Annotated in this window: 27 protein-coding genes; 11 read left to right on the top strand and 16 right to left on the bottom strand. The window is 71.0% G+C overall.

Features of this window, described 5'->3' with window-relative positions; translation table 11 throughout:
- The first annotated feature begins 21 nt into the window (after window positions 1-21).
- A complete protein-coding gene (locus VFC33_01235; GenBank protein ID HZR11847.1) occupies window positions 22-2,262 on the top strand; it encodes a hypothetical protein in 2,241 nt (746 codons plus the stop codon).
- 117 nt (window positions 2,263-2,379) lie between these two features.
- Window positions 2,380-3,336 carry an IS481 family transposase gene (locus VFC33_01230; GenBank protein ID HZR11846.1) on the top strand — a complete coding sequence of 319 codons (957 nt, stop codon included), beginning with the start codon at window positions 2,380-2,382 and terminating at the stop codon, window positions 3,334-3,336.
- Here the strand turns inward: VFC33_01230 and VFC33_01225 are convergent.
- Window positions 3,333-3,788 (bottom strand): MarR family transcriptional regulator, encoded by a 456-nt coding sequence (locus VFC33_01225; protein ID HZR11845.1) that lies wholly within the window; start codon window positions 3,786-3,788, stop codon window positions 3,333-3,335. The genes VFC33_01230 and VFC33_01225 overlap by 4 nt on opposite strands.
- Before the next feature lie 67 nt (window positions 3,789-3,855).
- Between VFC33_01225 and VFC33_01220 the strand changes: the two genes are divergently transcribed.
- Window positions 3,856-4,629, top strand: coding sequence for a PIG-L family deacetylase (locus VFC33_01220; protein ID HZR11844.1), 774 nt, complete (start codon window positions 3,856-3,858; stop codon window positions 4,627-4,629).
- Here the strand turns inward: VFC33_01220 and VFC33_01215 are convergent.
- Genes VFC33_01215 through VFC33_01190 form a run of 6 tightly spaced genes read right to left on the bottom strand, consistent with a single transcriptional unit; the run spans window position 4,616 to window position 9,467 of the window.
- Window positions 4,616-5,329: a class I SAM-dependent methyltransferase gene (locus VFC33_01215; protein HZR11843.1), complete on the bottom strand. Its 714-nt coding sequence runs from the start codon at window positions 5,327-5,329 to the stop codon at window positions 4,616-4,618. The two genes, VFC33_01220 and VFC33_01215, sit on opposite strands and share 14 nt — an antisense overlap.
- A gap of 32 nt (window positions 5,330-5,361) precedes the next feature.
- Entirely contained in the window at window positions 5,362-5,997 is a 636-nt protein-coding gene (locus VFC33_01210; GenBank protein HZR11842.1) for a hypothetical protein, read from the bottom strand.
- A gap of 12 nt (window positions 5,998-6,009) precedes the next feature.
- Window positions 6,010-6,780, bottom strand: a complete 771-nt coding sequence (locus VFC33_01205) for an alpha/beta hydrolase (GenBank protein ID HZR11841.1) — start codon at window positions 6,778-6,780, stop codon at window positions 6,010-6,012.
- A gap of 4 nt (window positions 6,781-6,784) precedes the next feature.
- Window positions 6,785-7,495 (bottom strand): hypothetical protein, encoded by a 711-nt coding sequence (locus VFC33_01200; GenBank protein HZR11840.1) that lies wholly within the window; start codon window positions 7,493-7,495, stop codon window positions 6,785-6,787.
- Window positions 7,496-7,515: 20 nt separating this feature from the next.
- Window positions 7,516-8,037, bottom strand: a complete 522-nt coding sequence (locus VFC33_01195) for a UGSC family (seleno)protein (GenBank protein ID HZR11839.1) — start codon at window positions 8,035-8,037, stop codon at window positions 7,516-7,518.
- Complete coding sequence (locus VFC33_01190; protein HZR11838.1) at window positions 8,034-9,467, bottom strand: thioredoxin family protein; 1,434 nt, start codon at window positions 9,465-9,467, stop codon at window positions 8,034-8,036. The genes VFC33_01195 and VFC33_01190 overlap by 4 nt, the downstream gene beginning before the upstream one ends.
- A gap of 97 nt (window positions 9,468-9,564) precedes the next feature.
- On the opposite strand from VFC33_01190, the gene VFC33_01185 reads away from it, so the two are divergent.
- Window positions 9,565-10,458: an aminoglycoside phosphotransferase family protein gene (locus tag VFC33_01185; GenBank protein ID HZR11837.1), complete on the top strand. Its 894-nt coding sequence runs from the start codon at window positions 9,565-9,567 to the stop codon at window positions 10,456-10,458.
- A gap of 282 nt (window positions 10,459-10,740) precedes the next feature.
- On the opposite strand, the gene VFC33_01180 is transcribed toward VFC33_01185, so the two are convergent.
- Both VFC33_01180 and VFC33_01175 read right to left on the bottom strand, forming a co-directional pair.
- Window positions 10,741-11,139 (bottom strand): DUF2510 domain-containing protein, encoded by a 399-nt coding sequence (locus VFC33_01180; GenBank protein HZR11836.1) that lies wholly within the window; start codon window positions 11,137-11,139, stop codon window positions 10,741-10,743.
- A 124-nt stretch (window positions 11,140-11,263) separates the two neighbouring features.
- Window positions 11,264-12,256, bottom strand: a complete 993-nt coding sequence (locus VFC33_01175; GenBank protein HZR11835.1) for a methyltransferase — start codon at window positions 12,254-12,256, stop codon at window positions 11,264-11,266.
- Window positions 12,257-12,275: 19 nt separating this feature from the next.
- Between VFC33_01175 and VFC33_01170 the strand changes: the two genes are divergently transcribed.
- From VFC33_01170 to VFC33_01155, 4 genes are all read left to right on the top strand, one after another.
- Complete coding sequence (locus tag VFC33_01170; GenBank protein ID HZR11834.1) at window positions 12,276-12,977, top strand: endonuclease V; 702 nt, start codon at window positions 12,276-12,278, stop codon at window positions 12,975-12,977.
- Between the two features lie 7 nt (window positions 12,978-12,984).
- On the top strand, window positions 12,985-13,323 hold the full coding sequence (locus tag VFC33_01165) for a hypothetical protein (GenBank protein HZR11833.1): 339 nt from the start codon (window positions 12,985-12,987) through the stop codon (window positions 13,321-13,323).
- A 47-nt stretch (window positions 13,324-13,370) separates the two neighbouring features.
- On the top strand, window positions 13,371-14,243 hold the full coding sequence (locus VFC33_01160) for a TauD/TfdA family dioxygenase (GenBank protein HZR11832.1): 873 nt from the start codon (window positions 13,371-13,373) through the stop codon (window positions 14,241-14,243).
- A 92-nt stretch (window positions 14,244-14,335) separates the two neighbouring features.
- Window positions 14,336-15,106 (top strand): VOC family protein, encoded by a 771-nt coding sequence (locus VFC33_01155; protein HZR11831.1) that lies wholly within the window; start codon window positions 14,336-14,338, stop codon window positions 15,104-15,106.
- Window positions 15,107-15,127: 21 nt separating this feature from the next.
- Here VFC33_01155 and serC read toward each other — a convergent pair whose 3' ends face one another.
- Genes serC through VFC33_01140 form a run of 3 tightly spaced genes read right to left on the bottom strand, consistent with a single transcriptional unit; the run spans window position 15,128 to window position 17,694 of the window.
- Window positions 15,128-16,285, bottom strand: a complete 1,158-nt coding sequence (gene serC / locus VFC33_01150) for a phosphoserine transaminase (GenBank protein ID HZR11830.1) — start codon at window positions 16,283-16,285, stop codon at window positions 15,128-15,130.
- 10 nt (window positions 16,286-16,295) lie between these two features.
- Window positions 16,296-16,997 carry a cytochrome b/b6 domain-containing protein gene (locus tag VFC33_01145; GenBank protein ID HZR11829.1) on the bottom strand — a complete coding sequence of 234 codons (702 nt, stop codon included), beginning with the start codon at window positions 16,995-16,997 and terminating at the stop codon, window positions 16,296-16,298.
- Window positions 16,975-17,694 (bottom strand): molybdopterin-dependent oxidoreductase, encoded by a 720-nt coding sequence (locus VFC33_01140; protein ID HZR11828.1) that lies wholly within the window; start codon window positions 17,692-17,694, stop codon window positions 16,975-16,977. The genes VFC33_01145 and VFC33_01140 overlap by 23 nt, the downstream gene beginning before the upstream one ends.
- A 183-nt stretch (window positions 17,695-17,877) precedes the next feature.
- Here VFC33_01140 and VFC33_01135 point away from each other — a divergent pair, with 183 nt between their 5' ends.
- Both VFC33_01135 and VFC33_01130 read left to right on the top strand, forming a co-directional pair.
- Window positions 17,878-18,996, top strand: coding sequence for an IS30 family transposase (locus VFC33_01135; GenBank protein ID HZR11827.1), 1,119 nt, complete (start codon window positions 17,878-17,880; stop codon window positions 18,994-18,996).
- A 68-nt stretch (window positions 18,997-19,064) separates the two neighbouring features.
- Window positions 19,065-20,015, top strand: a complete 951-nt coding sequence (locus VFC33_01130) for a type IV toxin-antitoxin system AbiEi family antitoxin domain-containing protein (GenBank protein HZR11826.1) — start codon at window positions 19,065-19,067, stop codon at window positions 20,013-20,015.
- A 37-nt stretch (window positions 20,016-20,052) separates the two neighbouring features.
- Here VFC33_01130 and VFC33_01125 read toward each other — a convergent pair whose 3' ends face one another.
- From VFC33_01125 to VFC33_01110, 4 genes are all read right to left on the bottom strand, one after another.
- Window positions 20,053-21,255 carry a 2,3-bisphosphoglycerate-independent phosphoglycerate mutase gene (locus VFC33_01125; protein ID HZR11825.1) on the bottom strand — a complete coding sequence of 401 codons (1,203 nt, stop codon included), beginning with the start codon at window positions 21,253-21,255 and terminating at the stop codon, window positions 20,053-20,055.
- Window positions 21,256-21,304: 49 nt separating this feature from the next.
- Entirely contained in the window at window positions 21,305-22,381 is a 1,077-nt protein-coding gene (locus VFC33_01120; GenBank protein ID HZR11824.1) for a DUF459 domain-containing protein, read from the bottom strand.
- Window positions 22,382-22,386: 5 nt separating this feature from the next.
- Window positions 22,387-23,811, bottom strand: coding sequence for an MBOAT family protein (locus tag VFC33_01115; protein ID HZR11823.1), 1,425 nt, complete (start codon window positions 23,809-23,811; stop codon window positions 22,387-22,389).
- Between the two features lie 95 nt (window positions 23,812-23,906).
- A complete protein-coding gene (locus tag VFC33_01110; GenBank protein ID HZR11822.1) occupies window positions 23,907-24,674 on the bottom strand; it encodes an enoyl-CoA hydratase in 768 nt (255 codons plus the stop codon).
- Between the two features lie 36 nt (window positions 24,675-24,710).
- Here VFC33_01110 and VFC33_01105 point away from each other — a divergent pair, with 36 nt between their 5' ends.
- Entirely contained in the window at window positions 24,711-25,475 is a 765-nt protein-coding gene (locus VFC33_01105) for a dihydrodipicolinate synthase family protein (protein ID HZR11821.1), read from the top strand.
- Window positions 25,476-25,478 lie beyond the last annotated feature (3 nt).

The following is a 25,478-nucleotide window of genomic DNA, read 5'->3' as shown; positions in this document are numbered from 1 at the left end:
GCCATCCGTACGCTCCGACTCGTGCGACGACTCGGAACGTTTCTGGCCGCGCTCGCGCTCGTTCCGCTGACCGCGGTGCCCGCGTACGCGTCGGCACGGCACCGCGGGCGCGTCGAGATCGACGCCCCGGCCACGCACACGCAGGTCTCTGCGAACGGCGTGCTGCCCGTCGACGTCGAGACCGGTCGCGACTCCGTGCGCGTCACCGTGACGGGCGCAGGTGGCGTCGTGCACGACGTGACCGCCCGCCTCGCGCGCCAGGGCGACCACCTGCGCGGCACGTTGCAGGCTGCCGACCTGGTCCCCGGGATCGACCGCATCGACGCGTCCGCCGGCCGTCATGGGCGCGACTCCGTCGTCGTCTCCTGGGAGCCCGCGGTCAGCGCGTCGCCTGGGTGCGAGTTCCTCGGGCAGAGCCGCTGCATGCTGCCGTTCCCCGACGACTGGTTCACGGTGCCCGACCACCACACCGACACCGGCCGGCGCGTGAACCTCACGGCCGCGTCGCTCCCCGCGAACACCGCGGGGGTGCACGTCGACCCGACGGAGTGGAACCGCAACGACGGGTTCAGCCCCGGCAGCGAGATCCTCGTCCAGATCCCGGGCGTCGATCCCGCCCGGTCTGGGATCGCGAACGTCACCGACATCGGACACTCGCTCGCGCCGGACGCGCCGATCGTGCTCGTCGACGCCGACACCGGCGCGCACTGGCCGTACTTCGCGGAGCTCGACGCCAACGCGCCGAACGACGCGCAGCGCGCGCTGATCGTGCGGCCGGCGCGCAACTTCCTCGAGGGTCACCGCTACGTCGTCGCGTTCCGGCACCTCGTCGACACGTCGGGCGCGCCGATCGCCGCGAGCCGCGCCTTCCAGCTCTACCGCGACCGGATCCCGACGTTCATCCCGACGGTCGAGGGCCGGCGTGCGCACCTGGAGTCCGTGTTCCGGACGCTGGCCCGGGCGGATGTCGCGCGTTCGGATCTGTACCTGGCGTGGGACTTCACGATCGCGAGCGAGCGGAGCCTGAGCGAGCGGCTGCTGCACATCCGTGACGACGCGTTCGCGTCGTTGCACGGCGGCGTGCCGTCGTTCACCGTCGACTCCGTGCAGGAGGCGCCGAACCCGAACCTGCTGCGCGTCGTGTCCGGGACGTTCGCCGTCCCGCTGTACCTCAGCGACGCGGGCGAGCCGGGAACCCGCTTCGTCGACGGTCCGGACGGGCTGCCCGTCCGCAACGGCGTGTACCACGCGCCGTACCTCTGCATCGTGCCGCGCGCCGCGACGACGCGACCTGGGCGGGGGATCGTCTACGGCCACGGGCTGCTCGGGAGCAGGAGCGAGGTGTTGGCCTTCGCTGCGCTCGCGAACGCGGGGGACGCGGTCGAGTGCGCGACCGACTGGATCGGCATGTCGAGCGGCGACGTCGGGAACGTCGTCGCGGTCCTGCAGGACGCGTCGCGCTTCCCGACCCTCGCCGACCGCCTGCAGCAGGGCATCCTCGACTTCCAGTTCCTCGCCCGGCTCATGAAGGACCCGCGCGGCTTCGCGGGCAACTCGGCGTTCCGGGCGGGCGGGAAGCCGGTGCTCGCGACCGGCGAGGTGTTCTTCAACGGCAACAGCCAGGGCGGGATCATCGGCGGCGCCGCGACCGCGATCTCGACCGAGTGGACGCGCGCCGTGCTCGGCGTACCGGGCATGAACTACTCCACGCTGCTCGACCGCAGCGTCGACTACACGCAGTACTCGGTGATCGCGAAGGCCGCGTACCCCGACGCGCTGGACCAGCTGTTCGTCCAGGCGCTCGACCAGATGCTGTGGGACCGCGGCGAGGGAGACGGCTACGCGCAGCACCTCGTGCGCGACCCGTACCCGCGCACGCCGAACCACACCGTGCTCATGATCGAGGCGTTCGGCGACCACCAGGTCGCGAACATCGCGACCGAGACCGAGGCACGGACCGCGGGGGTCCCACTCGTCGTCCCCGGGCTCGCGCCGGGCCGCAGCACGGACGTCGTGCCGTTCTGGGGCATCGCGACAGCGCCCCGTCTGCCGTGGCCGGGGTCCGCGCTGGTGATGTGGGACTACGGGAACCCGCCTCCGCCGACGACCGACCTGCCCCCGGCTGGCCCGCAGTACGGGCAGGACCCGCACGGCAAGGGGAGCCAGGAGCCGCGGGTCGGCGCACAGGCGCTCGCCTTCCTGCAGCACGACGGCTCGGTCATCGGCGTGCCCGGCGGCCCGCCGTGGCAGTCGTCGGTCTAGCTGGAGTCCCTAGTTGTCCTGACCACGGACGTTGTTGACACGTCCGAGATCCGCGAATGAAACGAGCCTCCGAGGGAGGGTGTGGGTGCCAACACACACGCCCAACCTCGGGAGGCTCTGGTGCACGCTAACGCTCGACTCACGGTGCATGGTCGCCGGCTGCTGATCGACCGTATCCAGCAGGGCAGGCCGATTGCGCATGTCGCCGATGAGATGGGGATCTCGCGACAGACGGCCTACAAGTGGTGGGGACGGTGGCGCCGCTTCGGGAACGCAGGCCTGGCGGATCGCCCCAGCCGACCGCGTCGCAGTCCGACGCGCACACCGCGGCGCGTGGAGCGACGCGTCGAGCAGTTGCGACGGTCGCGCAAGCTCGGCCCAGCTCGTATCGGCGGGATCCTCGAGCTGCCTACCTCGACGGTGCATCGCGTGTTGTGCCGGCGCGGGCTGAACCGTCTCGCCTGGATGGACCGCCCGACCGGCACCGTCATCCGGCGTCGAATCACCCATACCCGTCCGGGTGAGCAGGTGCAGATGGACGTGAAGAAACTCGGTCGGATCCCACCCGGCGGCGGCTGGCGGGCGCATGGACGCGGCAACGTCGTGCATCACCGCACGACCATGGTCGGGTACGCGTTCATCCACACCGCGATCGACAGCTACAGCCGCCTCGCCTACAGCGAAGTCCTCGCCGACGAGAAAGCCGCGACCGCGATCGCGTTCTGGCACCGCGCGCACGCATGGTTCGCCGAGCACGGAGTCACGGTCGAGCTCGTCCAGACCGACAACGGCTCCTGCTACAAGGCCCACGCGTTCAGCGCGGCCATCACCGCCACTGGCGCCCGCCACCATCGGCTCCCGCCACGTCGGCCCGCCTGGAACGGCAAGGTCGAACGGTTCAACCGCACACTCGTCGACGAATGGGCCTACGTGCGCGTCTACCGCAGCGAACACGCCCGCACCGCCGCGCTCGCACGATGGCTCCATCTCTACAATCACCACCGCGCCCACACCGCCCTCAACGGCCGTCCGCCCATCAGCCGTGTCAACAACGTGGCGGGGCAGCACACCTAGTCCGGTTCCTGCTCGGCTTCGACCAACCGTTCGAGGATCTCGGTCGCGTCGGCGAGCGTCGCGCGCTCGTCATCGGTCAGCGCGCGCAGCCGCCGATCGAGCTCGGCGTCCTTGCGGCTGCGGCTCCGGGCGACGAGCTTGTGGCCGTCCCGGGTCGCCTCGACGCGCGCGACGCGACGGTCGTTCGGGTCGGGGCGTCGCGCGACGAGTCCCTGCTCCTCGAGCCGGGTGACGACCGCGGTGATGCTCGGCGGCTGCACGCGTTCGTGCGCGGCGAGCTCGCCGAGCGTCATCGAGCCGTGACGCTCGATCGCCGCGAGCGCGGACATCTGCGTCGGGCTGATGCCGATCTCGGCCCGTTGCCGGAGCTGTCGCGACAAGCGCGTCACGACGAGGCGCAGTCGCGCCGCGAGCTCCGATGACGTCCGGGTCGACGGCCTGGTCGTCGTCACAAGTACTTAGTCTAGCGAACTTTTGTTCAGATGACGCGGCCGTCGGTGCGTGACATGCTCCACGGCCATGGTGCGAGCCGAGGACGCCCCGATGCGGGAGTGGGGCATGGTGACCGATGCGGAGCTCGAGCGCGTCGTCGTGGTGTCGCCGCACCTCGACGACGCGGTGCTCGGTCTCGGTCAGTTCATGGCCGCGCATCCCGGCGCGACGGTCGTGACGGTGTTCGCGGGCGAGCCGCCCGAGTACCCCGACCCGATGACGCGCTGGGACACGTTGGCCGGGTTCCACACGGGCGACGACGTGATCGCCGCGCGCCGTGACGAGGACGGCAAGGCGCTCGCGGAGCTCGGCGCGACACCGGTCTGGCTCGATCACGTCGAGCACCAGTACCTGCCTCGCGACGAGTGGGTGCAGCCCGGCGCGATCGTCGCGACGCTCGAAGCCGCGATGCGCGCCGCGAACCCGACCGCGGTGTTCATCCCGTTCGGTCTGGCCAACCCGGACCACGACGTCACGCACCAGGCGGCCCGCATCGTCCGCGAGCGGTTCCCGGAGCCGTCGTGGTTCTGTTACGAGGACCAGGGCTACAAGCACATCCCCGGGATGCTCGCGTGGCGCGTCTCGCAGATGTTCCGGGCCCGGCTGTGGCCGACGCCGGTCGCGCCGATCGTCGACCGCGGCCTCGACCGGAAGCTCGCCGCGATGTCCCACTACGCCTCGCAGCTCCTCGCGCTCGAGGCCGACTGGTGCGTCCACGACCGCCTCGCCGCGCCCGTCCCGGAGCAGTGCTGGCGCCTCGCCGCCCCGCCCGCCGGCTGGGAGTCCCTCACCGAGATGTAGTCGCAACGACGATCAGCTCCGGTGTCGTCGGGCCGGCCGGTCGCCGGTCCCAGTCGCCGTACAGGTGGTCGAGCTCGAACCCCGCGGCCGCAAGCGATGCGGCGAGCTCGTCGCGGGTGTGGAAGCGGAGCTGCACCGGGGACACCAACTCCTCGCCGCTCGCCGCGAAGACGTAGTGGGTCGTGCACGAGACGACTCCGGCGCGGACGTCGTGGACGTCGGTCCACGTCTCGATCGGGCCGGCCGTCGGGTCGACGACCGTGCGCGCTCGCTCCCGCGTCCAGTGCTCCCATTCGCGTGCGCCGGGGTTGCGCGTCTCGAACGCCAGCCGCCCACCGGTGCGCAAGGCAGCGCGGAGTGTGTCGAGCGCGCTGCTCCACTCGTCGTCGCGCACGAAGAACTGCGCCACGTGACCCGTCATGATCGCGAGGTCGGCGCCGGTCACACCGATGTCGTGTGCGCCGCCCTCGATCCAGCGCACGTGATCGCCGTGTCGACCGCGACGCGCGACGTCGAGCATGAGCCGATTGGGATCGACGCCGATGACGCCGTGGCCCGCAGCGGCGAGGGCGCGCGTGATGAGCCCGGTGCCGCACCCGAGGTCGACGATGAGACGTGCGTCGACGTCGCGCGCGAGCTGCGCGTAGAACTCGGGCTGCGTCTTGCGCGGGTACTGATTGAGCGCGTCGTACACGGCCACCAGGCGAGGGTCCGTGAACTCCGGGATCGCGGTCATCCGGTGTCGGCCTTGGGCCGGTTCTTGGGGTGGTGCCGGTGGTCGGGCGGCACCATGGGGCGTTTGCCGGTGCCGTCGACGAGGGCCCAGCCGTCGCGGTGCTTGAGGTGGTGGTGGAACGCGCAGAGCGCGTCGAGCTCGTCGAGCCTGGTGTGCCTCGTGTTCGCCCGAGGTTCGCGGTGGTCGAACTCGATCCGCGTGCGGGTGCAGCCGTCGACGCTGCAACACGGTGATTGCCACAGCAAGGCGATCTTCTGCGCGATCTTCGGGCCGCGCCCGAGGTGGGTGACGTTGGCGACGTCCTCACCCTTGGTGAGCACGAGCTTGAGGATGCTGTCGCCAAGGAGCGTTCGCGCGGTGGTGACGGGGACGGGGCCGAGCCCGGCGATCTCGCACAGCTCGTCACCGGCGAGGTAGCCGCGCAGCAGCGCTTCGTAGTCGAGGCGGAGGATCGACAGGTACGACGGGCAGCGATGCCGGCGCTTGTTCGTGCCGTCATCCGGTTGCTGGTCGTGTTCCTGGAAGACGCGGACGAAGGCGTCGAACGCGTACGCGTCGCGCTCCTCCCGCCGCCCTTCCCGACGCGCCTTCGTGAACTCGAAGGCCGACGCGCAACGCGCAGCTGCCGTCATCCACTGACCGCGTCAACGCCGAGCGCGCTCGATCGTCTCCAGCACTACGCGCGCCAGCGCGGCGGGCGCGCGCACCGGGAGCAGGTGACCGATGCCGTCCACCTCGACGAGCTGCGCGTCGGGGATCGCGTCGGCGAGCATGCCGGCCGTCGCGGCCGGTACGAAGTGGTCTCGAGTTCCCGTCACGACGGCGGTCGGTGCGCGCACGTCGCGCAACGAGGCGTTCACCGCAGGCAGCTCGGTGTAGAGCGCGCGTTGCTCGACGAGGAAGCTGCGCCACGTCGGCCGCCGTTGCGCGCCGGCGATCGACGCCTCCGCGGCGCGCCGCGCGTCGTCGTCGATCGCATCGAGACCGACCGCGCGCCGCAGGCGCCGGCGCGCGAGCTGCCCACCGAGCACGAACGCGGGCGCGACCAGCACCTCGCCGACACCCGGCATGGCGAGCACACGGTCGACCCAGTTGAGACAGTCCGGACCGACCGACGCGGCGAGCACGAGCGAGTCGACGCGCTCGGGGAACCGCTGCGCGACCGCGAGCGCGACCCCGCCACCCCAGCTGTGGCCGACGAGCGTCGCAGCGGCGATCCCCGCGTCGTCGAGCAACGAGACCACTGCGCATGCATTCCCGAAGAACCCGGTCGGCGGCGACGGGTTCGCGCCGTAGCCGGGGCGGTCGGGCGCGAGCACGTCGACCGACGACGGGAGCGCGCGCCGCAGCCGCACGGAGTCGACGGCGCTGCCCGGTTGCCCGTGCAGGATGACGACGGTCGGGCGGGTGCTCAAGTGCTCAGCAGAGAGGTGACCACGAAGACGTGCGGAGCAGTCGGCTCTCCCAGTCGTCGCGCACGCGCAGCGCGTCGTGCATCCAGGTGCCCGGCCCACGATGCTCGGCCGGGATCTCGGTCGTGAGCAGCCCGGAGATGCGCGACGGCTCGATCACCTTCTGCCACAGCACGACCTCGCGCCGGCGACCCGAACCCCACGCGGTCTGGAACACGGCCTGCAGCTCGAGCAGCGCGCGCCCCCCGTGACGGCCTTCGGCGAGGCTCGGCGCGTAGTGGTCGTGCGCGGCGGTCAAGTACTCGTCGAGCATCGCCTCGTGCGGCCACGCGGTGTCCTCCATGAACAAGGACAGCGGGCGCTCGCCTCCCTCGACGGGAATCGTCGCGAGGTCGAGCGCGTGCATCGGCGACCACGGAACCTGGACGAGGACCTTTCCGTCGACGCCGTGCCGGTTCCGATCGATCGCGGCCGCCCACTCGCGCAGGTCGCCGGTCTGCACGCGCTCGACGAGACGCTGATACGCGGCGCCGTCGCGCACCACGGTGATCGTCACGACGACGTACGCGCGCCCGCTGCCGTGCGCGTGGTGCAGGAAGTAGAGCAGCCGTGCGTCGTCGTCGCGCGCGAGCGCCGGCATCCAGCCCTCACGGTACGCGGTCTCGAACTCGTGCTCGCGTGCGCCCGCGACCCGGTGGACCTCGTGCACGAACAGCATTCGGCGCTCCTGTCGTCCCGCTAGCCGGCCGTGAGGTTACGCACGATGTCATCGATCGCGCCGTCGGCCAGTGCCCGGACCTCGTCGTCGGTGCGGTCCTGGATCGGGTGCGGGACGAACACGCGGGCCGGGTCGGCACCCAGTGCGTCCGCCTGCACGCTCGCGGCGTCGACGAACGCCGACGACGCGATCATCACGGACGGCAGGCCCCGACTCTCGAGATCGACGATGTCGTGCACACTGCACGACGTGCACGAGCCTCAGTCCGCGAGCGCCTCGATCACGACGTCGCACTGTGTCGCGATCTCGTGACGGAGGTCGATGGGCGCAGGCTTCGTGAACGTCGGCTTCGCGAAGCGCTTCACGGTCAGCCCCCGTCCCGCGAGCTGTTCCTCGACGCGGTCCAGGAACACGTTCCCGCGCGCCTTGGCGATGTCCAGCAGGCCGACGACCTTCCCGTCGAGCGACGCCGGCCGCGCCGCGCGTGCACGCGTCGTGGGTGCGAGCTCGCCCGTCGGATCGAGCAACACGCGTTGGCTCACGTACCGACCTCCCGTGTCACCGCCTGACTGCCGCCTGCGCCGCTCGCCCACCCGCCGATGATCGCGGAGAACAAGCCGGCACCACCGCCCGCATGCACGATCAGCAGCCCGCCGTCGCGGAACTTCGGCAACGTCGCGTCGGCGAGCACCTCGGGCAGACCTTCCGCGATCCCACCCGCGCCGCGGACCATGTCCTTGCCGTCGAGCTGCAGCAGCGCGTTCAGCTCCTCGTGCAACCGCGCTTTCGTCCAGCCGGCCTCACGGAAGACGCGCGCGTGCTCGGGCGAGACGACGAGCATCGCGTCGAACGCGATCGCGATCTTCGGGTGTGTCGTCGTGCGCAGGCACCACGCGAAGCTCCGGGCGAGCGACTCCGGCTCGCGGGAGAGCTGGTCGATGATCCCGCGCGGGCCTTCGCCGGCGAACAGCGTCACGGTCGACGTGTCGCGTCCGAAGCCGCGCTCGACGTGCAGCGGCTCCCACGGCGAGCCGGCTTCGTCCTCCGCGAAGCAGAACGTGTACTTGCCCGGCTGGCCGAGCGTCGCGCGGTCGATCTCGCCCGGCCGTCCGCCGCCGACGTTGCGCACGACGAGCTGGAGCGCGCGGCCGATCGACGCGTTCGCGCGGTTCCCCTGCCCCATGGCGTTGACGCCGGAGTTCATGCCGACCGAGCGTGCGGCCGGCCCGTTGACGACGACGACCGGGCCCGCGAACCACGTCGTCGCGAGCAGCCCGTGCATGTTGAACTCGTCGGTGCACGCGGCCTCGACGGTGGCGAGCACGATCGGGAGGTACTCCGGCCGGCAGCCCGCCATCACGGCGTTCGCGGCGACCTTCTCGACGGTGCACTCGACGAGGTCCGGCGGTACGACCGCGACGACGTCCTCAGGTGCGCGGGTCGTCCCGATCAGCATGCGCGCGACGCGCTCGGGCGTCGGGGGGACGACGGGAAGGCCGTCCGTCCACCCGCGCGCGAAGCAGGCCTCGGCGTCGTCCTCGTCGGAGCCGAGCGTCACGGTGCGCGATCGCAACCTCGGCGTGATCTGCGCGACGGCATGGGCCTCGGCGATCGCCGGGTCCTGCGTGCGCGACGCGCACCCGGGCCGGTGCTCCGGCAGCCCGTCGCCGAGCGCGTCGTGACCCGTGAACTCCTGCCACGCGTCGCGGCTCCACCCGACGACGCGCCCGATCTCGTCGCCGTTCTCGACGCGCAGCAACGTCGGCACGGTGTCGAGGTCGAGGGCGAACGACACGTCGAGATCGCGGTCGTCGACGACGGTCATGCCGTCGGGGAACGAGGGGTCGTCCTGGGAGACGACGGTCAGCTTCTCGTCGTCGCGGGCGAGCTCGGCGAGGACGGGCGCCACGAGGTTGCACGTCGGGCAGTCCCGCTTGACGACGGCGACGAGGCCGTCCGGCACGGGAAGCATGCGGGGAGGATCGCCCGCGCGCCGGGCAATCGTCAACGCGGTCGGATTTCGGTTTCGTCGCACGCCTCCGCGCGGCCACAGTCTCGTCGTGGACTCGATGCGTGCGACGCCCCCGGTCGTGAGCCGGCTGCTCGCGGCTCAGTTCCCGCAGTGGGCAGACCTGCCGCTTCGCCGCGTCGATCCCGACGGCTGGGACAACGTGACGTACCGCCTCGGCGACTCGCTGTCCGTGCGACTGCCGAGCGCGGACTGCTACGCGGCGCAGGTGGAGAAGGAGCATCGATGGTTGCCCCTGCTCGCGCCGCGGTTGCCGTTCGCGATCCCGCAACCGGTCGCGCGAGGCGTGCCGAGCGCGGACTTTCCGATGCCGTGGTCGGTGTACCGGTGGCTCGACGGGGATGTCGCGACGGTCGACCGGATCAGCGATCTGAGCGTGTTCGCGTCGGACGTTGCAAGGTTCCTGGCCGCGCTGCGCGACGTCGATCCTGTGGGCGGACCTCGGCCCGGTCTGCACTCGTGGTTCCGCGGCGGCCCGCTGTCGACGTTGGACGGTCCGACGCGCCGAGTCGTCGCGGCGCTCGACGGAACGATCGATCGGACCGCGGTGTCCGCCGTCTGGGACGGTGCGGTCGATGCAACGACCGAGGGCCCGGACACCTGGGTTCACGGTGACGTCACCGGATCGAACCTGCTCGTGGTCGACGGGCACCTCTCGGCCGTCATCGACTTCGGGTGCTGTGCGGTCGGCGATCCTGCATGTGACGTGGCGATCGCGTGGACGCTCTTCCACGGCGAGAGCCGGCGCGCGTTTCGTGCTGCCATCGGCGTCGACGACGCGACCTGGGAGCGCGGCCGAGGATGGGCGCTCTGGAAAGCACTGATCGACGTGCCCGCGGAGCTCGACGGCGAGACGGAGGCTTGGCGCCGAATGGGATGGCGGGTCAGCGCGCTGGGCGTCGTCGCCGAAGTTCTCGCGGACGCACCGGCGTGACCTGCGTGTTGGACGGTCCCGCGGGACCGGGGAAGACGGGGCACTGAGCTCTTGGCTGCCGCAGTGCTCGGCGCGGTCGCGTCGGACGCGATGTCAACACTCGAGGACGGCGTGACGCCCTCGGCGTGTCGTTCCGGGCGGTGCGGGCGGCCCGAGGCGACCGCAGGTCGCGTCGTCGCGCGTCGGCGACGCGCGCGAGATGTCGTAGATGATCCCGTCATGCTAGCGAGGTGTGCGCACGGCGATGAATCCGAGCGTGCGGCGCCGAGGGGTGCGGACGCGCTACGACGTCATGTCGCCGCCGGCGACGCCGCATGCAGCGTCGACGCGGATCGACCTACCGGGTTGGAGCAGCGCGTCGACCTCGCTGCAGTACGCACCCCGACAGTCGCCGACGACGACGGGTCGCGGCGTGTCGTTGCGAATGACGACGCTGCTGTAGTTCGCCGGGTCCGTCGGGTCGACCGACCCGCATCCGAGGTGATCGAGCACGAGACCGCCCAGCATCGCGATCGTGATCGCCGCTTCGATCATCACGAAGAGGAGCACGACCGCGACGGGCCCGAGCCAGCCGGGGGACGACGACGCGATCAACCAGGTCCAGTGGGTCCCCGTCCACCAACGGAGGCGAGGGCGAGGTCCGTACGGATCGGGATACCAACCGGGCGGTGCCGCGGGCATGACCCGAGTGTGCGCACCTACGGCGGAACGAGCGGCGAGCCGGTGCGATCTCCTCGGAATCCCCCTCGTGTCGACGACTCGTTCACATGGCCGGTCCCGCGGGACCGCTCGAACCGCGCACGAGTCAGGTCGTGGACATCTCGACCACCGCGACGTCACCGTCGCCGTGCACGGCGACGACCCGAAGCCCGGCCTCGCCCGCGAGCGCGCGCAGCTGCTCGACTGTGCGCTCACGTCCACCGAAGAAGGCGAGGAGGCGCAGGTCCATCGCGGTGCGGTCACCCGCGCCCTCACGGACCGGCTTCTCGATCACGAAGACGCGCCCGGCTGATCCTGCGGCCTGTGCGCACCGGCGCAGGATCGTGCGAGCGGAGTCGTCGTCCCAGTCGTGGAGGATCGCGCAGAGCAGGTACGCGTCCGCGCCCGCGGGCATCGGTTCGAAGAAGCTCGCCGCGACCGCGTCCGCGCGCGACGCGAGCCCGGCAGCCGTGAACGATCGGCGGGCGGTGTCCGCGGTCGCGGGTTGCTCGATGACCGTGCCGCGCAGGCGTGGATGCGCGCGCAGCAACGCGATGAGCAACGTCCCGTCGCCGCCGCCCACGTCGACGACGTGATCGAAGGACCCCCACGGGTACGACGCGAGGACGGCCGGTGCCCACGTCGCCACGTCGCTCGCCATCTGCGCGTCGAACCACGCGCGACGCCGCGGGTCCGACGCGACGTCGTCCCAGAACCCGTGGCCGAACTCGAGCGGGAAGCACGCCTCGCCGGTGCGCACCGAGTGGAGCAGGTGCACGAGCGACGCCTCGCTCCTGCCGAGCGCTCCCTCGAGGTCGAGACGATCGCGCAGGCCCGACGGGTGACCATCGCGTAGGGACGCGCCCCGCGCGGTCAGCACGTACCGGCCGTCGGGCTCGTATGCGAACAGCCCGACCGTGACGAGATGGCGGAGCAGACGGTCGAGCGCGTCGGCGTCCGCGTCGACCTGACGAGCGATCTCGGTCGCGGTCCCGCCGTCGCGTCCGACGCGGTCGGCCAGGCCGAGCGTGGCCGCGACGCGCACGGCCATCGCGGTGACGAGGTCAGCGGCGGCCCAGACATCGGCAGCGTCGTCCACGGTCGCGATGATGCACGCGGTGCACGACTCCCGTTGGGGATGGCCTACGTCCGCGGGCGCGCTCGTCGAGATGCAGCACGCGCTCGCGCGCGCCGCACGCGACGTACCGCCGTGGTCACCGGCCGACACAGCCGTCGTCGGCGGTTGCTTCGTCGCGTTCGCGCGGGGCGAGCAGGGCCCCGGCGCGCCCGGCGATCATGCGTGGGCGGGCGCGGTCGCGTGGCACGACGGACGGGTCGTCGCGGAAGCCGTCGTCTTCGACCATGTTCCCGCGGCGTACGAGCCCGGAGTGCTCGCGCTCCGGGAAGGCCCGATCCTCGAGGCAGCGGTGCGTGCGCTCGCGACGCAACCCGACGTCCTCCTCGTCGACGCCACCGGTCTGGACCATCCCCGCCGTGCCGGGCTCGCGCTGCACCTGGGTGCCGTCCTCGACGTCCCCACCGTGGGTGTGACGCACCGGGCGCTCGTCGCGCACGGCGACATGCCCGCCGGCGAGCAGCGCGGCGCGAGCGCGCCGCTCACGCTGGACGGCGAGGTCGTCGCCCACTGGATCCGCACGCGAGCGGGGACCCGCCCGGTGATCGCGCACGCCGCGTGGCGGACGACGCCCAGTACCGCGACGCGCGTCGTCCTCGAAGCATCGCCGGGCGATGCCCGCACACCCGCCCCGCTCCAGCACGCCCGCCGTATCGCACGTGCGGCGCGCCGCGGGCAGGTATGACTAGCGCGTGCGTTCGAGGCAGGGGTTGTCCGCGGTCTGCGCGGCGTTCGTCCTCGCGGTCGGCGCATGCTCCAGCGGCGACCACAGCGCCACGAACGGCCGGTGCAGGGGCCTGCCGGGACACGCGGTCGCGCTCGGCGCGAGCGAACCGTTGACCGTCGAGGTCGGCACCCCCCGTGTACCCGTGTGGTTCGACCGCCATTGGTGGGCGTTGTCGGGCGCCGCGTCGCCCGCGCCGCTCGCGCTGCACGGGACGATGACGTTGGTGCGTCCCGACCTTTCCCTCTTCCGCGCCGACGACGGACGGACGTTCAGCTTCACGACCACCACCGTCGGGTGTGCGTGAGGCTGGCTGGCGTGACGCGGGCTGTCTACTGCACCAAGATGCAACGCATGACCGACGTTGCCACGGCCCTCGACGTCCGCCTCCTGAGCTCGACCATCGGCGCCGAGATCCACGGCGTCGACCTGTCGCAGGACTTGCCGGACGACGTGATCGACGCGATCCGCCAGGTGTGGCTCGATCGGCTCGTGGTGTTCTTCCCCGACCAGCACCTCGACGACGACCGCCACCTCGCGTTCGCCCGCCGGTTCGGGACGCCCACCGAGGGCCACCCGATCGAGCCGGTCGTGTCGGAGCGCCCCGAGGTCCTCCCCATCGACAGCAACAAGGACCGCACCAACTTCTGGCACACCGACGTCACGTACATGTCGCGGCCGCCGATGGCGTCGATGCTGCGGGCCGTCGTCCTGCCCGACGTCGGCGGCGACACGATGTGGGCCGACACCCGCGCCGCGTACGAGACGCTCGCGGAGCCGCTGCGCGAGATGTGCGACCGGCTGATGGCGATCCACTACGACCCGTACTACGCGGAGCGGGTGGCGGCGGGCGAGGGCAACGTCTGGGAGGGCGAGAAGCTCGAGCGCCTGTACCCGGTCTTCCATCCCGTCGTGCGCGTCCACCCGGAGACGGGCCGGCGCAGCCTCTTCGTCAACTCGCAGTTCACCGTCGGCCTCGCCGGCTTCGACGGCCCGCAGGGTCAGGGCCTGCTGAAACTGCTGTACGACCACATGACGCAACCCGAGTTCATCGTGCGCTACCACTGGCGACCGGGGACGCTCGCGTTCTGGGACAACCGCACGACCATGCACTTCGGCATCTACGACTACGGCGACAAGCGCCGCGTCATGCACCGCGTGACGCTCGCGGGCGACAAGCCGCGCGGCATCGGCCTGGAGACGCAGGTCTTCCGGCCACCCGCCTGACGGCACGCGCTCGTCGAGAGCTGCGATGAGTTCGTGACCCCGGCGTCGTCGGAACGGGCGACACCTCACGAGCATCGCGAAGGAGCACTGCCATGCCGAAGCGTGACGGCGCGCCGCTGGGCGCGCCCTGCTGGGTCGACCTCTTCTCGTCCGACACCGACCGCGCCCGCGAGTTCTACGGCGAGCTGTTCGGCTGGAAGTCCGAGCAGACGGGCTGGGAGTTCGGCGGCTACATCAACTTCCTGAAGGACGGCGCGCCGATCGCCGGCTGCATGCTCAACGACGGCTCGCAGGGGACGCCGGACGGTTGGTCCGTGTATCTCGCGACCGACGACGCGCAGCGCACCGTCGACGCGACCGTCGCGAACGGCGGGCAGGTGTACGCGCCCGCGATGGACGTCGGCGACCTCGGCCGTATGGCGGTGCTCGCCGACGTCGGCGGGGCCGCGATCGGGACGTGGCAGCCGGGAACGCACCCCGGGTTCGTCGAACTTGCCGAGCCGAACACGCCCGGTTGGTTCGAGCTGCACACGCGTGACTATGACAAGTCGGTCGCGTTCTACCGGGCCGTCTTCGGCTGGGACACCTTCACGGCGAGCGACACGCCCGAGTTCCGCTACACGACGTTCGGCGAGGGTGACGGCGCGCTCGCCGGCATCATGGACGCGTCCGCCTTCCTGCCCGACGGCGTCCCGTCGCACTGGAACGTCTACTTCGCGGTCGAGGACACCGACGCGACGCTCGAGAAGATCGGCAAGCTCGGCGGCGCGACCGTCCTCCCCGCGGAGGACACGCCTTACGGCCGGCTCGCACAGGCGTCGGACCCGACGGGCGCGCTGTTCAAGCTCGTCGCGAACGCCTGAAGCGCCGCAGGGCGAGCTCGCTCAGGACCAGCCGAGCGCGTCGAGCAAGTAGTCGATCGCGCGCGTGAGGATCGCGACGTCGTCCGGCTCGATGGCCGGGAACGTCGCGATCCGCAACTGGTTGCGACCGAGCTTGCGGTACGGCTCGGTGTCGACGATCCCGTTCGCACGCAACGCGGTCGCGACCGCAGCGGCGTCGACGGGCTCGGCGAAGTCGATCGTCGCCGTCACGTGGCTGCGCTCATCCGGCTTCGCGACGTACGGCGTCGCGTAGCGGTGCGCCTCGGCCCATCCGTAGAGCGTCTCCGCCGAGCGGTCGCAACGCGACGCGGCCCATTCGAGCCCACCGTTGCCGACGATCCACTCGATCTGCTCCGCGAGGAGGAACAGCGTCGCGAGCGCCGGTGTGTTGTACGTCTGGTCGAGCCGGGAGTTCTCGATCGCGGTCGTGAGATCGATCGACGCCGGCGTCCATCGTCCCGACTCGCGGATGCGCTCGATCCGCTCGATCGCCGCCGGCGAGCACAGCGCCAGCCACAGGCCCCCGTCGCTCGCGAAGCACTTCTGCGGCGCGAAGTAGTAGACGTCGAACTGCGACGGGTCGACCCGTAGCCCGCCCGCGCCCGACGTCGCGTCGACGAGGACGATCGCGTCCTCGCGCGCGCCGTCGGGGCGGACGATCGGCATCGTCACGCCGGTCGACGTCTCGTTGTGGGTCAGCGCGTACGTGTCGACGTCACCCGTCGCGCGCGGGCTCGGGTGCGTTCCCGTCGGCGATTCGATCACGTCGGGGTCGTCGAGATGGGGCGCGTCGCGCGTCACCTTGGTGAACTTCGACGAGAACTCGCCGAACACGAGGTGCTGGCTCCGCCGCTCCACGAGGTCGAACGACGCCGCGTCCCAGAACACCGTGGTGCCGCCGAGCCCGAGGAGCACCTCGTAGCCGTCGGGCAGCGAGAAGAGGTCACCGAGGCCCTCGCGCACGCGGTGGACCACCGACTTCACGCCCGGGCGGCGATGGCTCGTGCCGAGATAGCCGGGCGCGGCCTCGGCCAGCGCGTCGACGGCGGCCTGCCGGACCTTCGACGGTCCCGAGCCGAACCGGCCGTCGGAGGGGAGGAGGTCCTTGGGGAGGCGGACGTCCTTCGGATCGCGTGCAGCGGGGGAGGTGGAGGGCATGGATCCGAGGTTAGCGATCGGCCCTCGGGACCCCTTCCGCCGAGCCGGTCAGCTCCTCGTACCAGCGGGGCCGGTGGCGCCGGGCCCACGACGCGGTCACGGACCCGCCGGTCATGCCGTGGAGGGCGACGGGGTCGGAGAACGCGAGCCACACGTGACCGATGACGACCAGCCACAGCCCCAGCGCGAACCAGTCGTGCACGAACTCCGCGCCGGTGCGGTAGTCGGTGGGGAACAGGTTGAACCAGTTCATGATCGACCCCGTCGCGAGCATGACCACGATCACCGCGGCGACGAACGTCGCGTTCAGCTTCTGCCCCGGGTTGAACTTGCCGAGCCGCACGCGCGTGTCGCGGCCCCACGAGAACAGCCAGCGCGAGTCGTCGGGGATCCAGCGGCTCAGCGCGCGCACATCGGCGCGCAGCTGACGGCCCGCACGCAGGCACAGGCCGACGAGCAACGGGACGGGCAGCGCGAGACCTGAGTAGACGTGGATCGTGCGGACGAGCTCGCGCCGTCCGACGAGCGTCGAGATCGGGCCCGCGTACAACGCGGCCCCCGTCAGCATGAGGACGCCGAACAGCGTCGCGTTGCACCAGTGCACGACGCGCTCGACGCGGTCGAAGCGCACGACGGGCGCGTCGAGAACGTCCGTCGTCGCGTCGGCGCTCGTCGGGGCGCGTTCGACGTCAGCTTGTCGGCTGGTCGTCACGACCGTTCGACTTCCCGACCCAGCCGTCGACGTCGTAGCCCTGTTGCTCCCAGTAGCCGGGCTCGACGCGGTCGACGACCTCGATCGTGTCCAACCACTTGAGCGACTTGTAGCCGTACATCGGCGCGACGTAGAGGCGCACGGGTCCGCCGTGCTCGGTCGACAGGTCGTGCCCGTCCAACTGGTACGCGGCGACGACATCCGCGCGGCGCGCCTGCGCGAGCGTCAGGCTCTCGGTGTAGGTGCCGTCGAAGCTCGTCAGCCGGAGGGCTCTCGCGCTCGGTTGCACGCCGGCCCGGTCGAGCAGGTCGGCGAGGCGGACACCGGTCCACCCGACGTCGTGCACTCGCCACCCCGTGACGCACTGGAAGTCGCGCGTGAGGTGCGTGGCCGGCATGGCGCGCAGGTCGGCGTAGTTGATCGTGAACGGCCGGTTGACGAGGCCGTGCACGCGCAGGTTCCACGCGGCCTTGCTGCGGCTCGGCAGGTCACCCGTCACCGTGTAGATGCGGAACCGGCCGAACGGCAGGAGTGACGCGATGCCCGTCCCGTCCTTCGAGACGAGCTGACCGACGGTGCGCTCGAGGAAGTCGTCGACCTTGGCGCCCCACACGATCCCCGCCGCGCCGAGGCCCACGAGGCCGAGGAACACCCGCCGTCCGACCGGTGTGCCACGGGCAGCCTCTGGCGTGGCCATGCACCCGAGGATACGGACGCGGCCGGTCGAAGGGATGGCGCCACTCCTTATCGTTTTGTGAATCCTCATCCACACGATGTGTGGGCGGCTTCAAGGGGTCCGCGCAACGGGCTGGTGAGTGGCTCATGGTGAGTCATTCGATCAGGGGGTTGCGGGATGGGACGGCGTCGGCTGGATGAGGGGGTGCGTCGGGAGATCATCAGGCTGGCGGCGCGGGGGTTGACGTATGGGCAGATCCTCGAACGCGTCGATGTCGCGATGGGGACGGTCAGCAACGTTTTGGTGCCCTTGGGCGGGGTTGTGAAGCCGCACATGTGGGAGCCGTCGCGGGCGCGGCTGTCGTTGGAGGAACGGACAGAGATCCGTGTCGGCTTGGAGTTGGGCGAGTCGTTCGCGGCGATCGGGCGGCGGATCGGGCGGGTGACCTCGACGGTGTCGCGGGAGGTGCACGCCAACGGCGGTCGTCACCGTTACCGGCCGTTCGCCGCGCATGCACGGGCGTGTGTGCGGGCCCGGCGGCCGAAGCCGTCGAAGTTGGCGTGCCCGCGGTTGCGGGCGCGGGTGGAACAGGACCTGCGACGCTTGTGGTCGCCGCAGCAGATCGCGACACGGCTGCGCGACGAGTTCCCGGACGAGCCGGAGATGTGGATCTCCCACGAGACGATCTACAAGAGCCTGTTCGTGCAAGGCCGCGGGGAGCTACGCCGCGAGCTCGCCCGGTGCCTGCGCACCGGACGCACCCAGCGCATCCACCAGCATCGCGACGACCGGCGGGGCCGGATCCCCGAGATGATCCACATCAGCGAACGGCCCGCCGAGGTCGCGGATCGGGCGATCCCCGGGCACTGGGAAGGCGACCTGCTCGTCGGCAAGGACAACAAAAGCGCGGTCGCGACACTCGTCGAACGCGCGACGCGCTACGTGCTGCTCGCACACCTCGCCGATCAGCGGGCCGAGACCGTCCGCGACGCGCTCATCGCACGCGTCGCGACACTGCCCGAACACCTGTGGCGGTCACTCACCTGGGACCAGGGCCGAGAGATGACCCGCCACGTCGAGTTCACCCAGCTGACCGGCATCACCGTCTACTTCTGCGACCCGCACAGCCCCTGGCAGCGCGGCAGCAACGAGAACACCAACGGCCTGCTGCGCCAATACATGCCCAAAGGCACCGACCTCTCGCCACTCACCCAGCAACAGCTCGACGCGATCGCGATCGAACTCAACGGCCGGCCGCGACAGACTCTCGGCTGGCAGACACCAGCAGAGAAACTCACCGAACTTCTTGCGACGACCGGTTGAAACCGCCGTGTCTGACGCTTCAGAGAACGGGCGAGTTCGCTGTCTCACCCCCGTGGTCTCCTCAACGCATGGAAGAACAACTGGGCGTCAAGGAGGACAAGGTCGCGAAGATCGCCGCCGATCAGCATGGTCTCGTGACGTGGGAGCAAGCGCTCGGCGCGGGCATCCACCGCCGAAGTATCGACAACTGCCTCGCGCGTTGCCGTTGGCAGCCCGTACACGAAGGCGTGTACCGGATCGCCGGAGCGCCGAGGACGTGGGAGCAGGACTTGCTCGCAGCATGCCTCGCGGTCGGCGGGCAGGTCGCGGTGTCGCATCGAGCGGCGGCCACGCTCGCGGGCATCCTCCCGACCCAGTTCTGCGGCGTCGAGCTGACGGTCGTCTACGCGCGAAACCCGGCTCCGCGTGATGTGGTGGTCCACCGGCTGCGGGACCTCACCGACCGGTGGATCGTTGAGCAGGACGGGATCCCGGTCACCTCCGTGGCGCGCACGCTCGTCGATCTCGGTGCCGTCGCGCCGTTCGGGGTCGTTGCTCGGGCGCTCGACCGTGCCGTCGGCCGGAAGCTCGTCACGCTCGCCGAGGTGCGGCGCGCGCTTGGCGCCGTCGCGCGCAAGGGTCGCCGCGGCGTGGGAACGATGCGAACGCTGCTCGACGAGCGCGGCGTCGGCGCCGATCCCGCGGGCGTGCTCGAAGCGCGCATGGCTGCGCTACTGCGAGCCCACGGTCTCCCGCCCGCCGACTCCGAGTACGAGGTATGCGACGAGCGCGGGCAATTCCTCGGGCGGGTCGACTTCGCGTACCCGGAGATCAAGCTCGCGGTCGAGGTGGATGGCTACGAGTCGCACGTCGCGCTCGACGCGTTCCGGCGTGACCGCGCCCGCCAGAACGACCTCGTCGAAGCCGGCTGGACCGTCCTCCGGTTCGTCTGGCGCGATGTCGACCGTCTGCATCCGGTAGTCGCGAACCGCATCGCGCGCACCCACGCCCGCCTTCTGGGAAGCGTCAGACACACATGATGTGGAGGACGCTTCACAAAACCGGGAGAAGAGTGGGCTACGCGCCGTACTTCTGGAGACGGCCCGCGTTGGCGAGCATGATCGGCATGAGCGTCTTCATCGGTCGGATGCCGAGGCCGCCCCGCAGGCACCAGCGCTCGCCGTAGCGGTCGACCTCGTCGCGGCCGCAGCGCTCGCTCCACAGCAACGTCGGGACGGGATGCCACGAGTGCGCGGCCATCTGGCTCGGCGTCGCGTGGTCGCCCGTCACCGCGACGACATCGGGCCCGGAGCCGCCCAGGGTGCGCAGCGCGGGCACGACCGCGTCGAGCCGTTCGATCGCCGCGACCTTGCGCGCGCGGTCCCCGTCCTCACCGGCGGAGTCCGTGTACTTGTGGTGCAGGAAGAAGTAGTCGTGGTCGTCCCACGCGTCGCGCAGGATGTCGAGCTGCTCGTCGAGATCGGCCGGACGCCCGAGCACGTCCATCCCGAGCAGACGCGCGATCCCGCGGTACATCGGGTAGATCGCGACGGCCGCCGCGCGCAGCCCGTAGCGGTCCGCGAAGCTCGGCAGCTCGCGGTGCGTGTCGAACCCGCGCAGCAGCAGGTAGTTCGCCTTCGGCTCGTCGGCGAGGATGCGACGCACCTGCGCGCCCAGCTCGGTGACGAGCTCGGCCGTCCGCTTCGAGCCCGGGTCGTGCACCGCGGGTTCGAGCGGCGCGACACCGGTCTGCTGCGGGTCGGTGTCGCCGACGTTCGGCTCGAGCCCCTCGCCGCGCAGCACGACGAGCACCCGGTGCTCGCGCTCGTGGCGGAAGAACACCTCGGCGCCCTCCAGCCGCACCCCGGCCTGCAGCTTCTCGACGACCGCGGCGGCCTCGGGGTCGGGGATGCGCCCGGCGCGCCGGTCCGCGATCGTGCCGTCCGGCGCGAGCGTGCACAGGTTCCCGCGCGCGGCGACGTCGCCCGCCCGCAGTGCGAAGTCGAGCCCCGCCGCGCTGAGCGCGCCGCGTCCGAGCTCGAACGTCTCCGGGTCGTAGCCGAACAGCCCGAGATGGCCGGGTCCCGAACCGGGCGTGATGCCGGGCCCGACCGGCTCCGCCAGACCGCACACGCCCTCGGCCGCGAGCCGGTCGAGGTTCGGCGTGTTCGCCTCCTCGAGCTCCGTGCCGTGCTGCGCGTCCGCGTACCCGCCGAGCCCGTCCATCACGACGAGCAGGATCTTCGTGTCGGCAGCCTGGATGAGCGGCGTGACGTCCATCGGCCAGAGCGTACGCGGCCCCGGCGATGCCACTCTCACGAGCCTGCGCTCACCTCAGGTCGTAGACCTCGTGGATCTTCGCGAGGACGGCCTCCGCGATGCGCTTGCCGCCCGCGGGCTGGAAGTGGATGCCGTCCTGCGCGCGCACCTGCACCTGCTGGCCCGACGCGTTCGGCAGGTAGTCGGCGTAGTGCCCGGTCGGGTCGGCGAGCAACGGCGTGGTCGGGATGAAGAACACCCTCCCGGGCCGGGCCGCGGCCTCGGACTCGTAGATCTGGTCGATCACCTGGTACCGGGCCCAGCGTGCGGGGTCGCGCACGATCGGGATGCCGACCCAGAACACCTGCCGGTTCTGCGCGACGAGCGCGTCCATCAGCCCGCCGACGCGACGCCGGTACTCGGTGATCCACCCGTCGCTCCCGAAGCTGTGCACCTTGCCGTCGGGCGACTGCACGGCTTGGTCGTCGTTCGCGCCGAACGTGAGCACGACGAGGTTCGGGTTGATCTTCTGGACCTGGTCGAGGATGTGCTGCGGCCAGTTGAAGTAGTCCGGACGCGAGATCCCGCTCGAGATCTTGAAGTCCACGCCGTCCGGCACCGAGATGTCCGCGACGCCCGTGACGAGGTTGACGAACTGCTGCCCGGGTGTCTCGGCGAGCGAATCGCCGGCGACGTAGATGCGCAGCGGGTGCGCGGCGTCGAAGATCGGTCTCGGCGGCGCGGTCGGCGGCGTCGTCACCTGCCCCGCGACCGCAGGCACGGTCGTTGTCGTCGTCGAGGGCGTCGTCGGCGACGGTCCCGCGACCGACGCGATGTCGTCGTCGCCATTGCGCCCGACGAGATCCTGGAGCCACTCGCGGGGCCGGTCGGTGTGGAGGAAGTGCGCGACGCGATAGAGCGGCTTGGCGAAGAACAGCGAGATCTCGCGGCGCGTGCTCTCCAGGTTGAGGCTGTGCGCCGTCTTCAACATGCCTCTCGCGTTGAGCAGCGAGCCGACGAACAGCGCGACGAGCGCGACGAGGATGACGTGCCCCGCAGGCATCGGCCGGCGCGGCGGCTCGCCTTCGCGCACCTTCGGCGGTGGCGCGGTGAGCGTGGTGGACGGTTCGTCGCTGATGTCGACCATGGGTCTCAGAACTTGAAGTAGATGAACGGCGCGACGCCGCGGGGCCCGAGGACGTTGATGAACAGCAGTCCGACGCCGAGCATTGCGCCCTGCATCACCGGGGACAGCCGCGAGAACTCCGACATGACGCGTGCGAACGCACGTCCCGGGACGTACTGCGACCCGATGCCGACCGCGATCGCGAGCAGCACCCACGGCGTGACGAGCGGCGCGCCGCCGCCCCAGTGGAACAGCCGGCCGAGCACCGCGGCCGCGTTCGAGAACGAGTCCGCCCGGAAGAACACCCACGCGAGACAGACGATCTGGAACGTCACGAAGCGGTCGATCGCGCGGCGCTGCCACGTGTCCTCGACCTCCGGCAGGCCGCGCGCGATCCGCTCCTCGTGACGCCAGTGCTCGAACGCGAGCACGCCGCCGTGGATCGCGCCCCACACGACGAACGTCCACGCGGCGCCGTGCCACAGGCCGCCGAGCACGAACGTCAGCATGAGGTTGCGGTACGTCGTGAGTCGCCCGCGCCGGTTGCCGCCCAGTGGGATGTAGAGGTAGTCGCGCAGCCAGCGCGACAGCGTCATGTGCCAACGGCGCCAGAAGTCCTGCAGCGAGCGCGCGCTGTACGGCGCGTCGAAGTTCTGCGGGAACCGGAACCCGAGCATCAACGCGAGCCCGATCGCGATGTCCGTGTACCCGCTGAAGTCGGCGTAGATCTGCACCGCGTACGCGTAGATCGCGATCAGGACCTCGAACCCGGAGTGCCGCCCCGGCGACGCGAAGACCTTGTCCACGATCTCCGTCGCGAGGAAGTTCGCGATGACGACCTTCTTGAACAGACCCGACGCGACGAGGAAGAACGCGCGGCTGCCGTCGACGCGGCGCGGGTCGTGCTTCTCGCGGAGCTGGGGGAGGAACTCCGCCGCGCGGACGATCGGGCCGGCGACGAGGTGCGGGAAGAACGACAGGTAGACGGCGAACTCCGGCAGCGGGACCGGCTCGAAGTTCCCGCGGTAGATGTCGACGACGTAGCTCAGCGCCTGGAAGGTGAAGAACGAGATGCCGACGGGCAGGGTGATCGCGATGATCTGGGGCGAGACCGCGATGCCGACGTCGCGCAGGAGGTTCTCCCCCGAGCTGATGAAGAAGTCGTAGTACTTGAAGTAGCCGAGCAGGCCGAGGTTCATCGCGACCGCGCCGACGAGGAACCACCGGCGGAGGCGCTCCTCCTCGCTGCGGTGGATCAGCCGGCCGAACAGCTGGTTCCCGAGCGTCGACGCGGCGAGGAGGAAGACGAACCGCCAGTCCCAGTAGCCGTAGAAGTAATACGACGCCGCGATGATGAAGATCTTCCAGCGAGCCGGCTTCGGCATGAGGAGCCAGCTCACCGGCAGCACGATCATGAAGAAGATCGCGAACGTGACGGTCGGGAAGAGCATGTCGGGCGCCTAGCCTACGGCCGGGGTCTTCGACGCCGGAGGACGTGCGGAGGGGGTCGCGACCCGTCGTCCGGGCCGATCGCGCGTTGCCGTCGCTACTGTGTGCGGCCTCTCGCTACGACCGCCGCGCGCCTCGCCTCGACCTCGGCGGGATCGACGCGCCAGGCGCGGAACACACGCTGCTCGTTCGCGATCGCGTCTCCCGCGCTCAGCCGCGCGTTCTCGTCGTAGAGCTGCTTGAGGTTGCGGACGGCGCGCGGGTCGTTGCCCGCGATGTCGCTCGCGATCTCGACCGCTCGAGGGAGCAGACGATCGTGCTCGACGACCTCGTTCACCAGCCCGAGCTCGTACGCGCGCCGCGCGTCGACGAAGTTCCCGGTCAGGCTGATCTGCTTCGCCATCCGCACCCCGACCGCCTGGGGAAGGAAGACGCTCATCCCGCCGCCGGGCGTCACACCGACACGTGCGTGCGTGTCGCCGAACTTGGCCCGCTCCGAGGCGACGAGGAAGTCGCACGCGAGCGCGAGCTCGAACCCGCCGGTCACGCAGGCGCCGTTGACGGCGCCGATGACGGGCTTCGTCATCTGCCACAAGGCCGCGAAGGGGTTGCCGGTCGCGTCGCCGGCCCCGCCCTTGAGGTTGTCACCCGTGCTGCCGAGCTCGCGCAGGTCGAGACCCGCGCAGAACGCGGGGTCGGCACCGGTCAGGACGACGACGTCGACCCGGTCGTCGCGCTCCGCGTCCACGAGCGCGGTCGCGGAAGCGCGCTGCAGCGCGGTGTCGAGCGCGTTGCGCGCCTCGGGGCGGTTCAGCGTCACGATCCGGACGCGACCGACCGTCTCGGTGAGGACCAGCTCCTGCATGGCCGGGATCGTAGGCAGCGGCGATACCGTCGCGAGATGGCAGCTCCTCCCTTCACCGGCGTCGGCGTGGCCCTCGTCACGCTGTTCGACGACACCGGCGCGCTCGACACGCCGGCCACCGCCGAGCTCGCCGCGCGACTCGTCGACCTCGGTGTCCGTGCCGTCGTCGTCGCGGGGAGCACGGGCGAGGCCGCCACGCTCGACCGCACCGAGCGCATCGAGCTCCTCGACGCCGTTCGCGCCGCGGTCACCGGCGTGCCGGTCATCGCGGGGACGGGCGCCCCCTCCGCGCACCAGGCGGCCCGGTTCACGCGTGACGCGTGCGACCACGGCGCCGACGCTGTGCTCGTGCTGTCGCCGCCCGGCGACGCCGACCAGCGCGCGTACTACGACACCGTGCGATCCGTCGCGGGCCGGTGCCCCGTGCTCGCCTATCACTTCCCCCGTGTGTCGTCGCCCGGCATCCCCGTCGGCACGCTCCCGGAGCTGCCGATCGCGGGGTTGAAGGACTCGTCGGGCGACGCGCGGCGTCTGCTCCAGGAGCTGACCACGTGGAACCGCCCGCTCTACACCGGCGCGGCGTCGCTGCTCGCGCTGGGCGGTCCGGCCGGCTGCGCGGGCGCGATCCTCTCGCTCGCGAACGTCGACCCGGAGCACTGCTCCGCCGCGTTCGACGGCGACCTGGACGCGCAGCGTGCCCTCGCGGAGGCCGACGTCGCGACCCACGAGCGCTTCCCGCTCGTGTTGAAGGAGCGCGTCGCCAAGCGCTTCGGCACGTCGACGACGTGTCGCGCGGTGTGACCG

The organism is Acidimicrobiia bacterium (genome assembly GCA_035651955.1).
Lineage (GTDB): Bacteria > Actinomycetota > Acidimicrobiia > IMCC26256 > JAMXLJ01 > JAMXLJ01.
The sequence above is the reverse complement of the archived record's forward strand: the minus strand, read 5'-3'. Positions and strand labels throughout refer to the sequence as shown.

Coding starts and splice junctions, on each gene's coding strand:
- VFC33_01120 (HZR11824.1), bottom strand. CDS start 22,381: ATGGTCGACATCAGCGACGAACCGTCCACCACGCTCACCGCGCCACCG.
- VFC33_01220 (HZR11844.1), top strand. CDS start 3,856: ATGGTGCGAGCCGAGGACGCCCCGATGCGGGAGTGGGGCATGGTGACC.
- VFC33_01180 (HZR11836.1), bottom strand. CDS start 11,139: ATGCCCGCGGCACCGCCCGGTTGGTATCCCGATCCGTACGGACCTCGC.
- VFC33_01190 (HZR11838.1), bottom strand. CDS start 9,467: ATGCTTCCCGTGCCGGACGGCCTCGTCGCCGTCGTCAAGCGGGACTGC.
- VFC33_01105 (HZR11821.1), top strand. CDS start 24,711: ATGGCAGCTCCTCCCTTCACCGGCGTCGGCGTGGCCCTCGTCACGCTG.
- VFC33_01185 (HZR11837.1), top strand. CDS start 9,565: ATGCGTGCGACGCCCCCGGTCGTGAGCCGGCTGCTCGCGGCTCAGTTC.
- VFC33_01125 (HZR11825.1), bottom strand. CDS start 21,255: ATGGACGTCACGCCGCTCATCCAGGCTGCCGACACGAAGATCCTGCTC.
- VFC33_01210 (HZR11842.1), bottom strand. CDS start 5,997: ATGACGGCAGCTGCGCGTTGCGCGTCGGCCTTCGAGTTCACGAAGGCG.
- serC (HZR11830.1), bottom strand. CDS start 16,285: ATGCCCTCCACCTCCCCCGCTGCACGCGATCCGAAGGACGTCCGCCTC.
- VFC33_01110 (HZR11822.1), bottom strand. CDS start 24,674: ATGCAGGAGCTGGTCCTCACCGAGACGGTCGGTCGCGTCCGGATCGTG.
- VFC33_01200 (HZR11840.1), bottom strand. CDS start 7,495: ATGCTGTTCGTGCACGAGGTCCACCGGGTCGCGGGCGCACGCGAGCAC.
- VFC33_01140 (HZR11828.1), bottom strand. CDS start 17,694: ATGGCCACGCCAGAGGCTGCCCGTGGCACACCGGTCGGACGGCGGGTG.
- VFC33_01115 (HZR11823.1), bottom strand. CDS start 23,811: ATGCTCTTCCCGACCGTCACGTTCGCGATCTTCTTCATGATCGTGCTG.
- VFC33_01160 (HZR11832.1), top strand. CDS start 13,371: ATGACCGACGTTGCCACGGCCCTCGACGTCCGCCTCCTGAGCTCGACC.
- VFC33_01155 (HZR11831.1), top strand. CDS start 14,336: ATGCCGAAGCGTGACGGCGCGCCGCTGGGCGCGCCCTGCTGGGTCGAC.
- VFC33_01130 (HZR11826.1), top strand. CDS start 19,065: ATGGAAGAACAACTGGGCGTCAAGGAGGACAAGGTCGCGAAGATCGCC.